14 protein-coding genes are annotated in these 13451 nt (G+C 59.5%); 11 read left to right on the forward strand and 3 right to left on the reverse strand.

Annotated elements, in window-relative coordinates; all coding sequences use genetic code 11:
• Positions 1 to 102 precede the first annotated feature (102 nt).
• The 10 genes from JZX88_RS01825 to JZX88_RS01870 all read left to right on the forward strand — a co-directional run bounded on the left by JZX88_RS01825 (position 103) and on the right by JZX88_RS01870 (position 6571).
• Positions 103 to 678 (forward strand): helix-turn-helix transcriptional regulator, encoded by a 576-nt coding sequence (locus JZX88_RS01825; protein ID WP_246753417.1) that lies wholly within the window; start codon positions 103 to 105, stop codon positions 676 to 678.
• Between the two features lie 94 nt (positions 679 to 772).
• Positions 773 to 1327 carry a YbhB/YbcL family Raf kinase inhibitor-like protein gene (locus JZX88_RS01830; protein ID WP_246753418.1) on the forward strand — a complete coding sequence of 185 codons (555 nt, stop codon included), beginning with the start codon at positions 773 to 775 and terminating at the stop codon, positions 1325 to 1327.
• Positions 1328 to 1497: 170 nt separating this feature from the next.
• Positions 1498 to 1938 (forward strand): DUF2948 family protein, encoded by a 441-nt coding sequence (locus tag JZX88_RS01835; RefSeq protein WP_065114829.1) that lies wholly within the window; start codon positions 1498 to 1500, stop codon positions 1936 to 1938.
• A gap of 133 nt (positions 1939 to 2071) precedes the next feature.
• Positions 2072 to 3370 (forward strand): histidinol dehydrogenase, encoded by a 1299-nt coding sequence (hisD, locus tag JZX88_RS01840; RefSeq protein ID WP_206912360.1) that lies wholly within the window; start codon positions 2072 to 2074, stop codon positions 3368 to 3370.
• A 3-nt stretch (positions 3371 to 3373) separates the two neighbouring features.
• Positions 3374 to 3847: a UPF0262 family protein gene (locus JZX88_RS01845; protein WP_065114827.1), complete on the forward strand. Its 474-nt coding sequence runs from the start codon at positions 3374 to 3376 to the stop codon at positions 3845 to 3847.
• A 2-nt stretch (positions 3848 to 3849) separates the two neighbouring features.
• Complete coding sequence (locus JZX88_RS01850) at positions 3850 to 4338, forward strand: low molecular weight phosphatase family protein (RefSeq protein ID WP_046800566.1); 489 nt, start codon at positions 3850 to 3852, stop codon at positions 4336 to 4338.
• A 144-nt stretch (positions 4339 to 4482) separates the two neighbouring features.
• The gene (gene infA, locus JZX88_RS01855; RefSeq protein ID WP_003503453.1) at positions 4483 to 4701 is read left to right on the forward strand and encodes a translation initiation factor IF-1; all 219 of its coding nucleotides are present in this window, start codon (positions 4483 to 4485) and stop codon (positions 4699 to 4701) included.
• A gap of 32 nt (positions 4702 to 4733) precedes the next feature.
• Positions 4734 to 5357: a Maf-like protein gene (locus JZX88_RS01860; protein ID WP_110755520.1), complete on the forward strand. Its 624-nt coding sequence runs from the start codon at positions 4734 to 4736 to the stop codon at positions 5355 to 5357.
• A gap of 3 nt (positions 5358 to 5360) precedes the next feature.
• Positions 5361 to 5588: a DNA gyrase inhibitor YacG gene (yacG, locus tag JZX88_RS01865; RefSeq protein ID WP_065114825.1), complete on the forward strand. Its 228-nt coding sequence runs from the start codon at positions 5361 to 5363 to the stop codon at positions 5586 to 5588.
• A gap of 146 nt (positions 5589 to 5734) precedes the next feature.
• Entirely contained in the window at positions 5735 to 6571 is an 837-nt protein-coding gene (locus JZX88_RS01870; protein WP_206912361.1) for a DUF6030 family protein, read from the forward strand.
• 12 nt (positions 6572 to 6583) lie between these two features.
• On the opposite strand, the gene galE is transcribed toward JZX88_RS01870, so the two are convergent.
• The 3 genes from galE to mscL form a co-directional block, all read right to left on the reverse strand.
• A complete protein-coding gene (gene galE / locus JZX88_RS01875; RefSeq protein ID WP_065114823.1) occupies positions 6584 to 7615 on the reverse strand; it encodes a UDP-glucose 4-epimerase GalE in 1032 nt (343 codons plus the stop codon).
• A gap of 331 nt (positions 7616 to 7946) precedes the next feature.
• Positions 7947 to 9113: a pyridoxal phosphate-dependent aminotransferase gene (locus JZX88_RS01880; RefSeq protein WP_110755526.1), complete on the reverse strand. Its 1167-nt coding sequence runs from the start codon at positions 9111 to 9113 to the stop codon at positions 7947 to 7949.
• A 157-nt stretch (positions 9114 to 9270) separates the two neighbouring features.
• Entirely contained in the window at positions 9271 to 9699 is a 429-nt protein-coding gene (gene mscL / locus JZX88_RS01885; protein WP_065114821.1) for a large conductance mechanosensitive channel protein MscL, read from the reverse strand.
• Between the two features lie 219 nt (positions 9700 to 9918).
• On the opposite strand from mscL, the gene JZX88_RS01890 reads away from it, so the two are divergent.
• A complete protein-coding gene (locus JZX88_RS01890; RefSeq protein ID WP_174030540.1) occupies positions 9919 to 13428 on the forward strand; it encodes a PAS domain-containing hybrid sensor histidine kinase/response regulator in 3510 nt (1169 codons plus the stop codon).
• Positions 13429 to 13451: the final 23 nt, after the last annotated feature.

The raw sequence follows: 13451 nt of genomic DNA on the forward strand, positions 1-13451 counted from the left end.
TCCAAGAGAGTAATTTGCCCGATCAATGGTGAACTGACGGCCCGAGAGGGGGATTTGCTGGTTTTCCCTCCGGGGTCTCTGGTAACGCTGGAAAACCGGCCATTGCTGGACGCACATTACCGGGCCGAAGGTGTGTATTTCAGCCATGACTTGATCAATTCCGTTTTCACGGATCAACGGCATTCCGATAGTCCGCCCGGCATACAGGTCATTCGCGCACTTGCGAATGCACCGGATATTCTTGAGCGTATTCAAGATACGCTCAATGACAGCAGCCTTCCCCCGCCCATACGCCGACACCGGCTGCGGGAACCCTTGATCTGGTTGCAGCATCAGGGAATCCGCCTTTCCGCGAGGACGGATGAACAGCCTTCGAGCAAGTTGCGGAGTTTGATCGAAAGCGATCCGAGCCGTGACTGGCGGGTGTCGGATGTCGCCAGAAGCTTTGCCATGAGCGAAGCAACATTTCGTCGCTCCCTTGCCAGATCAGGTCTGGGCTTCTCGCGGGTTCTACAGAATACCCGCCTCGAAAAGGGCCTTGCCCTGCTGCAGGCGACCGACGCTCCCATTTCGCAGATCGCGCTGGAATGTGGGTTCAAAACACCATCGCATTTTTCCGATTCTTTCAAAAAACGATTCGGGATCAAACCGAAGGCGATAAGATCGGCCGGCGATTGATCGTTTTTCGATAGTCGTTGCATCTCTGCCGGAAGCGTGCGCCGCCCGGGGACTATATCGTTCGGCCGTTATCAACGTCCCTGAAGGAAACGATATGTCCAGATTTCAAAAGCTACTCTTTGCCGGTTTGACCATTGCGACCGCGATGTCTGCACCCGCCCTTGCCGACGATTTCCGCTTGTCCAGCTCCTCCATTTCGGAAGGAAACCAGCTTGCGGCCGTTCAGGTCTTCCAGGGCTTTGGTTGTGAAGGCGGTAATCTGTCTCCACAATTGTCGTGGTCCGGCGCACCGAAGGAAGCCAAGAGCTTTGCCATCACCGCCTATGATCCCGACGCGCCGACCGGTTCGGGCTGGTGGCATTGGAATGTCGTGAATATTCCGGTCGAGATCATGCAGCTTGACGCTGGCGCGAGCGGAAAAGACGACATGCCGAAAGGCGCGCTGGAATTGCGGAACGACTATGGAACAACGGGTTTCGGCGGCGCCTGCCCGCCTCCCGGCGAGATGCATCGATACGTCTTTACCGTATATGCGCTCGGCGTTGAAAAGCTTGAACTGCCCGAAGGTGCGAGCAACGCTCTCGCCGGCTTCATGGTGCGCGCCAATACGATTTCCCAAGCGAGCATTACGGCTGTGTATAACAGGTAATATCAAGGCGGGGGGCAGCTTTGCCGGCAAACCCATGGTTCACGCCGCTGCCTGAATGCCTCAACCGCCGCTCATCCGCTTCTACCCGTTGCAGAGCGGGCCTCGACTGCCTATTTCCAGTACAAGAAATAGACATTGCGGCCCGTGGCCCGCGGAAAAGGAAGAAAACGATGAGCGGCCTGAAATTGCTCGCGCTGGATACTGAAGATCTCTCCGTCATCTCGACGCATATGCAGGACAGCGTCTTCAAGCTGAAAGACGTTGCCTTCGAGCCGAAACATGGCCAGTTCACGCTTTCCGCCAATCGTTTCGTCTGGGAAAGCACCGAGAAGAAGAACCTGCCGCCGGAGCGCTGCCGCAGCGTCATTTTCCTGAAACGTGTCTCGGCCGTGCGCTCGCACGGCATCAACCGCGCCGACAAGGAACAGGTGCTGTCGCTGCTCGCCATGCGGTTCGTGCCGAATGGCGAGGGGCCTGACGGGTCCGTCGAACTGACGCTTTCGGGCGGTGGCGCCATCGCGCTTGATGTCGAGTGCATCGAAGCGCAGTTGACGGATGTGAGCGGCGCCTGGGAAACCGCCTCCAAACCGCATCACCCCGACAGCGAATAAACGCGCCGCGCCATTGCAACGGTTGCCTTTCGTCACCGTTTCGATTTATGCCACATACCAGAGCCGCAATTGTTCTGCGGTGAGTTCGTGCACCCTGCGGGATCGCCCGCGGGGACAATGAAAGGGTAATGGCGTGGCAATCTGGCTGGAGCAGGCATCGGCTGATTTCGAACGGAAGTTCGCTGCCTTCCTGACAACCAAGAGAGAAGTTTCCGAAGACGTCAACGCGACCGTTCGCGACATCATCAACGATGTCCGCCATCGCGGCGATGCGGCGCTTGCCCATTATTCCCTCAAATTCGACGGCATCGATTTTGCCAAGGCCCCGATGCGGGTAACGGCGGATGAAATCGATGCCGCCTATTCGGCGGTCGACAAAAACGTCATCGAAGCCCTCGAACTCGCGGCCCGGCGCATTGAAAAACACCATGCGCGGCAAATGCCGAAGGACGATATTTACGAGGACGATATCGGCGTGGGCCTCGGCTCTCGCTGGACGGCCATCGAGGCCGTGGGCCTTTATGTGCCCGGCGGCACGGCCAGCTATCCAAGCTCGGTCCTGATGAACGCCGTGCCGGCCAAGGTTGCCGGTGTCGAGCGCATCGTCATGGTCGTGCCGGCAAATGGCGGTGCGGTCAATCCCGCCGTGCTTGCCGCCGCGCGCATCGCGGGCGTCGAGGAAATCTATCGCATCGGCGGGGCGCAGGCCGTGGCGGCGCTTGCCTATGGCACGGAAGCCATCGCGCCGGTCGCCAAGATCGTCGGCCCCGGCAATGCCTATGTGGCGGCGGCCAAGCGCCAGGTTTTCGGCACTGTCGGCATCGACATGATCGCCGGCCCCTCCGAAGTGCTTGTCATTGCCGACAAGGATAACGATCCCGACTGGCTGGCCGCCGATCTTCTGGCGCAGGCGGAGCACGATCGCGGCGCGCAATCCATTCTCGTCACCGACAATGCCGAACTCGGCAAGGCGGTGGAGGCCGCCGTCGAACGGCAACTGAAGCGCCTGTCGCGCTCCGAGACGGCGGCGGCAAGCTGGGCGGATTTCGGCGCGATCATTCTGGTCGAAAAGCTTACCGACGCCATTCCGCTCGCCAACCGCATCGCCGCCGAGCATCTGGAGCTTGCGGTCGACGATCCTGACGCGCTGATGGCGCATATCCGCAATGCCGGCGCGATCTTCGTCGGGCGCCACACGCCGGAAGTGATCGGCGATTACGTCGGCGGCTCCAACCACGTTCTGCCGACGGCGCGCTCGGCGCGCTTCTCCTCCGGGCTTTCGGTGCTGGATTTCGTCAAGCGCACCTCGATCCTGCGGCTTGGGCCGGAGCAATTGCGCCAGCTTGCACCGGCGGCAATCACCCTTGCCCGTTCGGAAGGACTGGACGCGCATGCGCGCTCGGTCGCAATCCGCCTCAATCCGGAAAGTTAAGCGATGGCTTCAGGCGATTTCCGGCTCTGCGACGTGGTTCTGGACGACAGCATCGGCCGGTCCACGCCCGACGTGGAGCATGAACGCGCCGTCGCCATTTTCGACCTGATCGAAGAAAACAGCTTCGAGCCGCTCGGCCATGCCGGCGGGCCATATCGGCTGCATATCTCGCTGGTGGACGCCAAGCTGGTCTTTTCGATCCGCACCGAAGACGAGAAGGATGTCGCGACCCATATCCTGTCGCTGACGCCGTTTCGCCGCATCATCAAGGATTATTTCCTGATCTGCGAGAGCTATTACGAGGCGATCCGCTCCTCCACACCCAGTCAGATCGAGGCGATCGACATGGGCCGGCGCGGCATTCACAATGACGGTTCGCAGACGCTGATGGATCGGCTTTCCGGCAAGATCAAGGTGGATTTCGATACCGCGCGCCGCCTCTTCACCCTTGTCTGCGTGCTTTATTGGCGGGGTTAGAGATGAGCGATCCTGCCGCAGCGCCAAACGAGGGACGAGCGCCCAAATCGGTCCTCTTCATGTGCGGCATGAACTCCATCCGTTCCCCCATGGCAGAGGTGATCGCCAAACGGCTGGTGGCGCCCGGCATCTACATCCAGTCGGCCGGCGTGCGGGCCGGCGAGCGCGACCCCTTCGTGGATGCCGTACTGGAAGAACAGGGTTTTTCGCTCGGCAAGCACAAGCCGCGCACGCTGGATGAGATCGAGGATGATTTTTTCGATCTGATCATTACATTGACGCCGGAAGCCCATCACGCCGCACTGGAACTGACGCGCTCGAATTCGCTCGATGTGGTCTATTGGCCGACCATGGACCCGACGGTGATCACAGGTACGCGCGAGCAGATCCTCGACGCCTATCGCGAGGTGCGGGACCATCTGTCGAAACTGATTTCGGAACGCCTGCCGGGGCGGCAGCAGCCGGTGGCGGATACGCTTTCAAAAGACTGAAAACTGCCCTCGCCTCATGAAAATCGGTACTGATTTTCAAGCCGATGCTTTAGAGGTTCACAAATGTGCCGGGATTGTGTAGTTTCCGCGCAATTTTCCCGGACACGCCATGTCCGGCACTATCAACAGGAAGAAAACCCTTACATGACAAAAGAAGAAGTCCTTGAATTCCCGGGCATCGTAACCGAATTGCTGCCGAACGCAACATTCCGCGTGAAGCTTGAGAACGACCACGAAATCATCGCCCACACGGCGGGCCGCATGCGCAAGAACCGTATCCGCGTTCTGGCGGGCGATAAGGTGCTGGTCGAAATGACGCCTTACGACCTGACCAAGGGCCGCATTACCTACCGCTTCAAGTAATCCACTTCCGCATCGGACGCCCGGGCAGCGCAATGACCAATTCAAAACAAAAGCTCGTTCTGGCATCCGGCTCGCCGCGGCGTCTGGAACTGCTGCATCAGATCGGTGTCGAACCGGCGCGCCTGATGCCGATGGATATTGACGAGACGCCTGCGAAGCTCGAGCATCCGCGCACGCTCTGCCGTCGTCTTTCGCTGCAGAAGGCCGAAGCGGCACAGGCGGCGCTGAAGAATGAACAGACGTGGAAAGACGCCTATGTTCTGGGGTCCGATACCGTGGTGGCTGTCGGTCGCCGCATCGTCGGCAAGGCGGAATATACCGAGGATGCTTCGGCGGCGCTGCATCTTCTTTCGGGGCGCAGCCATTGGGTCTATACCGGTATCTGCCTCGTGACACCCGGCGGCAAGGTTCGCCAGAAGGTGGTGGAAACCAAGGTTCGTTTCAAGCGCCTCTCGACGCGCGAAATCGATGCCTACATCGCATCTGGACAATGGCGTGGTAAAGCCGGTGCCTATGGCATTCAGGGCATTGCCGGCGCATTCGTGCAGAAACTGACGGGTTCCTACACCAACGTCGTCGGACTGCCGCTCTACGAGACGATGTCGCTTCTTTCGGGCGAAGGCTTCGAGGTGACTTCGGGCTGGCTTGAGGGATAGACCATGGCAAAATCCTCCACTGAAGGCGCCGGAAATGTCGCGCCGCTTCGCAAGCCCCAGCCATGCCCGGAATGCGGGCGCCCTTCGACGCGCGACGATTACCCTTTCTGTTCGGATCGCTGCCGTTCGCTTGATCTCTCCCGCTGGCTAAACGGCTCCTACGCCATTCCGGTCGCTGACGATGAGAGCAGCGCCGGTGGACAGGACGCAGGTAAAAATACCTCCGAATAACTCTCCATGCGGGGGAAACGCCCGCATGCATGGCACGATATTTTTGAGCCCCTCCGCTCACGCCCATATTCACGGGGCTTTCAACAGCCCGAAATTCATACCAAAACCGGCTGTTTCCCTGACCCGTCAGCCATTAGGGTTCTGCGATGGACGCAAACCTGCAAAAAAGAGTAAGCCATGGCGCGCTGCTGCTTGCGGTGCTGGCCGTCTGTTTCGCCATTCTGGCGACAGTGCTGCTTGCCAATGACGGAAAGCACCTCAAAAGCCTGCTGACCTACCTCAAACTGGCCCCCGCCACATATTCCGTCGAGCCCCCTCCCCGGATGCAGCCCGTCAAGCGCAAGAAACTCGCCGCCAGAAAAATCGATCTGCCGCCCCATTTGCTGAAACCCGAACAGGGTGGCGAAAGAGCCTCTTTCGCACGCGATTTCCTTCTTTCCGGCAAGGATTTATGCGGCCGCTTCACCGCTGAGGGTTTTTCCAACCCGAAAGGCTGGCATGCCAGCCCGGTCAACATCCACAATTTCGAATGCATGGCCGATCTTACCATGGGGACCGCGGAAGCCCCGGCGGAACCGGCATCGCTTTTCGTTGAAATCAGAGGCGAGGCTGACGGCAAGGTTCGATCCATCCGCATGAAGGCAGTGGCACCTCAGACACCCGATGGCACCGCCATCAGGGCAAAACTTGACGATACGCTGATCCTGATCATCGAACAGACGCGCTTTGCCGACCTTGCGGCCATGCGTGAACCGGCACGCACGCTGCAGCCCTATCAGGCGCAGCACTTCGGCATTTCGGTTTCCATGAAGCCGGAGCAGACCGCGCCACATCGTCTGAACGTGATTTTGCTCGCAACCGAACAATCGCCGGGGCTGAAGCTGACGCGCAGCTTTTTCGACAGCGAACGATGGCTTCCTTCCGCCATCGTCCCGGACCGTCCTGTCCTTTATCCTTCCGTCAAGACAAACCGCATCCGATGATGCGGAAACGGCTCAGCCTATCACCGCCAGCTTGCGCCGGATCGGTGGCAGCCTGTCATTCTGCTGGGCCTGACGTTTGGCCTCCCACTGCAATGCCGTGCGAACGATGGTCGACAGATCGTTGAAGCGCGGGCGCCAACCTAGCTCCGACTGAATACGAGCGGAATCCGCCACCATGGTCGCAATATCGCCTGCGCGGCGGGGACAATGGATGATCGGGAATTCATGCTCCGATTCCCGCTGTACCGCATGCAGGACGTCCAGCACCGAATAACCGACGCCATAACCGCAATTCAATGTCCTGGTGCCGCCGCCGGCGCGCAGATGCGCCATGGCCAGCACATGCGCATCGATGAGATCGCTGACATGGATATAGTCGCGAACGCCAGTGCCATCGGCGGTGGGATAATCCGTGCCGTAGACCTCCACCCGATCCCGCCGGCCGGTTGCGGCTTCGCACGCCACCTTGATGAGGTTTGCCACGCCCGTCGGCGAAGGCCCGGCGCGGCCCTGCGGGTCGGCCCCGGCCACGTTGAAATAACGCAGTGCCACATAGTTGAAATCATGCGCCTGCACGACATCGCGCAGCATGATTTCAGAGGCGAGTTTCGACAGGCCGTAAGGATTTTCCGGGCTGAGTATCGCCGTTTCCGGCACCGGCCCCTCAAACGGCTGGTTGCCGTAAACCGCTGCTGTCGAGGAGAAAATGAAATTGCGGATGCCATGGGCGACCGCCGCAGCGACGAGCGCGCGGGTCGTGCCGGTATTGTTTTCGTAATATTCGAGCGGCTGGCTGATCGATTCAGGGACGCTGACGGAGCCGGCGAAATGGAAAATGGTCTCGATCTGGTTTTCTTCGAAAATCTGGTCGAGCATGGCGCGATCCGCCGCATCGCCCAGATAAAAACGCGCCGCCGGAGCGACGGCCCAACGCGACCCCGTGGAAAGCCGGTCGACCACGACGACCTCTTCCCCGGCATCGAGCAGGGCCCACACCATGTGGCTTCCTATATAACCGGCCCCACCCGTGACCAGAACAGCCATGACAATACTTCCCTGTTTGCTTTTCTTGAGCCCATCAAAGCCAATAATTCTTCATCATTGATTACTTGCACAGAGAATACGCAGCCAATCCCCCGCCCCTTTCAAAAGGTGGCTTACGATTGGTTAGCGCAATGACCTGCTTTTTATTGATTAGATGAAAATGTTCTCATAAATGGAACAAAAACCGCATAACACAGAAAATCCCGCACGTCGATGGTTACGCCGTGGGGTTGTAGTTTTGGAGCGTCACTGTGTTTTCCGGAGCAGATGCGCCTGTCGCGGCAAGATACCCGACGCGACAGGGCAAACAGCGTGAGAGAAGATCGAGGCCTTACCTGCTGAGGATGTAGGATGCCAGCCGATCGGCGGCATCTTCTATCTGCCTTGGGTTGCGCAGGAAGCAGGCCCGCAGAAACAGTTCCCCTCCCGGGCCGAAGGCGGTGCCGGGCGCGAGGCCAACGCCGGTCTTGTCGACGATGTCCAGCGCTGTGGCGCGGCTGTCCGTTACACCGTCTATCTTGAGGAATGCATAAAGGGCACCGTCCGGCTTCAGCGTTTCCACACGGTTCGTCGCGATCAGCGCATCGCAAAGGATATCGCGCGACATCAAGGCGCGTTCATAGTTTTCGCGGATGAAACCGTCGCCCTGATCGAGGGCTGCAACGGCGCCGCGCTGCATGAATTGCGCCACACCTGACGTGGAATATTGAATGAGGTTCTCAATGACCTGACCGATGGCTGGCGGCGCGGCAAGCCAGCCGACCCGCCAGCCGGTCATGGACCAGTTCTTCGAAAAGGAATTGGCGAAAACGATCTTGTCATCCGGCTCCATCACATCGAGAAACGATGGCGCGCGAGTGCCGGCATAATGATAAAGCGCGTAAATCTCATCCGCCACGATCCACAGATCGTGTTTGCGGGCAAGCGCCAGAACATCGCGCAGATTGTCGCTCGTCGCTGTCCAGCCGGTGGGATTGGAAGGTGTGTTTATGAAAAGCGCCTTCGTCTTGCCGGTGATCGCGCTTTCCAGCTTGCCGATATCGAGATCCCAGCGGCCATCGCGGAAATCGATGCCGACCGGGACGGCCTTCGCGCCCGCCACACCGATGGCAGCGACAATATTGGGCCATGTCGGAGAGAGATAGACCATCTCGTCGCCGGGCGAGGTCAGCGCCTGCACGGCAAGCGCAATGGCCTGCATGCCGGAGCCGGTGACATAAAAATGATCCGGCGACAGCGAGGCCGCGAAATGCCGCTCGTAATAACGGCTCAGCGCCTGACGCAGTTCGGGAATGCCGCGCTGCCAGGTGTAGAAGGTTTCGCCATTGTTCAGCCCGTCGATGGCAGCCTGATTGATGAAGTCCGGGCTCGGCAGATCGCCTTCACCAACCCAGAGGGGCAACAGATTGTCGCGTCCCCGGGCATAATTCACGACTTCAACGATGCCGCTCTGCGGGGCCGCCAGAGAGCGCGCACTCAGACTGTTCAAAATGGACATTAAAGACACTCCGTTTGGTGCCTTCTTATCGCATCGAACCGGCGATATGCATGATATTCCGTGAGGCGAACATGGATTTTCTTTATGGATTGATCCCCGGCGGGAGAGACCGCCGGCCCGAAGGACCGGCGAGACCAGGCCGGGAATAATTCCGGCATCAACGCGTCTTGAGCAGATCGCGGATTTCGGTGAGGAGCTTGACGTCTTCCGGCGGCGGAGCTGCTTCCGGCTTTTCCTCAACCTTCTTGCGATCAACCGAATCACGAAGCTTGTTGACGCCCTTGACCATCAGGAAAATGATCCAGGCCAGGATAAGGAAGTTGATGAGAACCGTCAGAAAGCTACCGTAAGCGAAAACGGCACCCTGATCGCGGGCGGCGGCCAGCGAGGTGGCGGTGACGCTGGAACTCAACGGCAGGAAGTAGTTCGAAAAGTCGAACCCGCCGAAAATCGCGCCGACGATCGGCATGATGAGATCGTTGACGACGGAATCGACGATCTTGCTGAAAGCCGCTCCAATGATAACACCCACGGCCAAGTCCATGACATTGCCGCGGGCAATGAAGGTTTTAAATTCGTTAAGCATCCAGATTGTCCCTCTCTTCTGCTTCGAAAGCTGAAGCTATGTGACTGTCCCTACGCCTTCAACCATATAGATTCGTTTCCGCATTTGGAATTCGTCAAGATTGCATTTATTAGCTTTTTTGCACGCTCATCTTGAACTTTATGATCAGACCGCGCTCATTCTCAACGGTGCGGATTTCGCCTATGCTCATCTCAGGGAATTCTTGCATGGGGAGGATGCGTGCTTCCTGGGTGGATCATATTCGGTTCGGCCTTCGCTTATGTCCTGCTATTGTTTGCGGTTGCCAGCTTCGGGGACAGGAACAGCCGGAAAAGAAACGCACCCAAAAGGGGACGTCCGTTCGTCTATGCGCTCAGCCTGGCGATCTACTGCACCTCCTGGACCTATTTCGGCGGTGTCGGGCTTGCCGCCGACAGGGGGCTGGAGTTCCTCGGTATCTACACCGGGCCAATCCTCGCCTTCACCATCGGCATGCCGATCATTCGCCGAATCGTTGAACTGGCCAAAACGGAAAAGCTGACATCGGTTGCGGATTTCATCGCCGCCCGTTACGGCAAAAACTCCACCGTGGCGATGATCGTCGCCGTCATAGCGCTCGTCGGCGCCATTCCCTATATCGCGTTGCAGCTGAAGGCCGTTTCCAGCTCGGTGGCGACGATGGTGGATCCCGGCGACTACGGCATCGGCAGCGGCAATCTCTATTTCCTCGACCTGCCACTTGTGGTCACCATTGTCATGGCGGGTTTCGCCGTCATGTTCGGCACCCGGCATACGGACGCCACCGAACATCAGGACGGGCTTATTCTGGCGATCTCGATGGAATCGCTGGTCAAGCTCGTCGCCATGTGTACCGTCGGCTTTTATGTGCTGTTCGTCCTGTTCGACGGCCCCACCCATCTGTGGCAGCTTGCCACGGAGAATGAGCAGGCCATGCGGGCCATATCCTATCACACGCCCGTCAGCCGCTGGATCGTGATGACGCTGCTGTCCGGCTTCGCCATCATCCTCCTGCCGCGCCAGTTTCATGTCGCAGTGGTGGAGAACCGCACGCCGGAAGAACTGCGCATGGCGGGGTTCCTGCTACCGCTCTATCTCATCGCCATCAATATCTTCGTGCTGCCGATCGCGCTCGCCGGCATTCTGACGCTCGGCGCCAACGGCGATGCCGACCTCTACGTGCTGCAATTGCCGCTCACCCATCAGATGCCGGTCGTATCGCTGATCACCTTCATCGGCGGTTTTTCGGCGGCAACCGCGATGGTGATCGTCGCTTCGGTGGCGCTGTCGATCATGATTTCCAATGACATTGTCATGCCGATCTTTCTGCGGCAGAAGCTGCTGAACCGCTCGCCGCACCGGGATAATTTCGCCAAGACGCTGCTCAACATCCGCAGGACGGCGATCTTCGCGGTTCTGTTGCTGGGTTATGGCTATTATCGCGCCGCCGACAGCGCCACGGGGCTTGCCTCCATCGGCCTTCTGGCCTTCGCCGCCATCGCCCAGATGGCCCCTGCCCTTTTTGGCGGCCTGTTCTGGCGGCGGGCCAATGCGCGCGGCGCAATCGCGGGTCTCAGTTCGGGCTTTTTCGTCTGGGCCTATCTGCTGTTTCTGCCAAGCTTCGGCGGACCCGACAATTCGGAAGTCGCGGCGAATATTCTCGGCTTCCTGTTTTCCGGCAGCACCGTATTCAACGGTCCCGAGGCCGATCCATTCGTGAACGCGGTCATTCTCAGCCTGCTCGTCAACAGCATGGCCTTCGTGCTCGGCTCACTTTCGCGCAATCCGCGGCCGGTGGAGCGCATCCAGTCCGGCATTTTCGTCAAGCGCCATTCGAAATCGCAATTTGCCACGCGCGGCTGGAAAACCCGCGTGAGCGTCGGCGACCTCAAAAGCGCCATCGCCCGTTATCTCGGGGAAGAGCGCATGCTGCGCTCACTCGCCACCTATGAAAAGACGGCCGGCCGGAAGCTCAATGACGACCAGCCGGCGGACATGGCGCTGATCCATTTCTCCGAACAATTGCTGGGCAGCGCCATCGGCTCCTCCTCGGCCCGCCTCGTGCTTTCGATCATTCTCCAGAAGGCGGAAGACACCAGCGCGGACACGGCATGGCTGCTCGATCAGGCCAGTGAAGCCCTGCAATATAACCAGGACATGCTGCAGACGGCGCTGGCGCAGATGGATCAGGGCATTGCCGTTTTCGACAGTTCGCAGCAGCTGACCATCTGGAACCGGCGCTTCCGCACCCTGCTGGATCTGCCGGAACAATTCGGCCAGGTGGGCGTGCCGCTGACCGAAATCGTCTCCATGCTGCAGGAGCGCGGCGATATGCCTGATGGTGATACGGATGAGTTGATCACCAGCTTCCTGACCATGGACCTGCCCTTCTCACTGGTGCTGGCGGGCGGAGAGCGCATCATCGAAGTGCGGTCCAACACCATGCCGGACAAGGGCATCGTCGCCACCTTCACCGACATCACGCAGCGTGTGGCAAGCGATCAGGCGCTGAAACAGGCCAATGAGACACTGGAGCAGCGTGTTGCGGAGCGCACTGTCGAACTCACCCGCGTCAACCGCGAGCTCGCCGAAGCGCGGGCCTCGGCCGATGAGGCGAATATCGGCAAGACACGCTTCTTCGCCGCCGCCGGCCACGACATTCTCCAGCCACTCAATGCCGCGCGCCTCTATTCGTCCTCGCTCGTCGAACGGCTGGGTGCATCGGGAGAAAGCGAACTGGTGCAGAATATCGATTCGGCGCTGGAATCGGTCGAGACCATTCTGGGCGCCGTTCTCGATATTTCCCGCCTCGACACGGGTTCGATGAAGGCGCGCATGACCTCGGTGCCGCTAAACGAGCTGCTGAAACGCATCGAGACCGATTTTGCGCCCATGGCGCAGGAAAAGAATCTCGATCTCGTGGTCATGCCCACGTCGCTCACGGTCCGTTCCGACCCCAACCTGTTGCGACGGCTGGTACAGAATCTGGTCTCGAACGCCATCAAATATACGCTGAAGGGCAAGGTGGTGGTCGGTGCGCGCCGCCGGGGCAACGAAGTCGTCATTCAGGTGACGGATTCCGGCATCGGCATTCCCGCATCCAAATTCCGCACCGTCTTCAAGGAATTCGCCCGGCTGGACGAGGGAGCAAAAACGGCATCCGGCCTCGGGCTCGGTCTTTCCATCGTCGACCGGCTGTCACGCATGCTGCATCATCCCGTGCAGCTGACCTCGACGCCCGGCAAGGGCACGACCTTCCGCATTCATCTGCCGCGTGAATCGGATCGCCTTATGCCCGCCAAAGCCGGCGGCGGGATCGCCAGTCCGGTGGCGAGCGACCGCCTTCAGGACGTCAGGGTCCTGTGCATCGACAATGAACCGAAAATCCTCGAAGGCATGACGCTGTTGCTGACGGGGTGGGGCTGCGAGGTTCTGCCGGCGGGCTCCGTGGCGACACTGGAGGAGCCCTTCCTCAGCCTGGCGGCGGCGCCCGATGTCATCATCGCCGATTACCATCTCGACGATGGTGACGGCATCAGCGCCATCCGCCTGATCCGGACATTCCACGGCAAGGCAATTCCTGCCCTGCTTGTGACGGCGGACCGCAGCCCGGAAGTGCGCAGCGATGCCGAAAAATACGGGATTTCCGTTCAGCACAAGCCGGTCAAACCGGCGGCGCTGCGCGCCTATATAAACCAGATATCCAGCGCGGCGCGGGCCGCGGCAGAATAAAAAACTCCCGGACCCTGCGATCC

This window comes from Agrobacterium sp. OT33 (assembly GCF_017313365.1).
GTDB classification, from domain to species: Bacteria; Pseudomonadota; Alphaproteobacteria; order Rhizobiales; family Rhizobiaceae; genus Agrobacterium; species Agrobacterium rhizogenes_A.

What these genes read in the sequence shown, in the direction of transcription:
- JZX88_RS01830 (WP_246753418.1), top strand. Translation starts at nt 773, where the DNA reads ATGTCCAGATTTCAAAAGCTACTCTTTGCCGGTTTGACCATTGCGACC.
- JZX88_RS01835 (WP_065114829.1), top strand. Translation starts at nt 1,498, where the DNA reads ATGAGCGGCCTGAAATTGCTCGCGCTGGATACTGAAGATCTCTCCGTC.
- JZX88_RS01845 (WP_065114827.1), top strand. Translation starts at nt 3,374, where the DNA reads ATGGCTTCAGGCGATTTCCGGCTCTGCGACGTGGTTCTGGACGACAGC.
- JZX88_RS01850 (WP_046800566.1), top strand. Translation starts at nt 3,850, where the DNA reads ATGAGCGATCCTGCCGCAGCGCCAAACGAGGGACGAGCGCCCAAATCG.
- infA (WP_003503453.1), top strand. Translation starts at nt 4,483, where the DNA reads ATGACAAAAGAAGAAGTCCTTGAATTCCCGGGCATCGTAACCGAATTG.
- JZX88_RS01860 (WP_110755520.1), top strand. Translation starts at nt 4,734, where the DNA reads ATGACCAATTCAAAACAAAAGCTCGTTCTGGCATCCGGCTCGCCGCGG.
- yacG (WP_065114825.1), top strand. Translation starts at nt 5,361, where the DNA reads ATGGCAAAATCCTCCACTGAAGGCGCCGGAAATGTCGCGCCGCTTCGC.
- JZX88_RS01870 (WP_206912361.1), top strand. Translation starts at nt 5,735, where the DNA reads ATGGACGCAAACCTGCAAAAAAGAGTAAGCCATGGCGCGCTGCTGCTT.
- galE (WP_065114823.1), bottom strand. Translation starts at nt 7,615, where the DNA reads ATGGCTGTTCTGGTCACGGGTGGGGCCGGTTATATAGGAAGCCACATG.
- JZX88_RS01880 (WP_110755526.1), bottom strand. Translation starts at nt 9,113, where the DNA reads ATGTCCATTTTGAACAGTCTGAGTGCGCGCTCTCTGGCGGCCCCGCAG.
- mscL (WP_065114821.1), bottom strand. Translation starts at nt 9,699, where the DNA reads ATGCTTAACGAATTTAAAACCTTCATTGCCCGCGGCAATGTCATGGAC.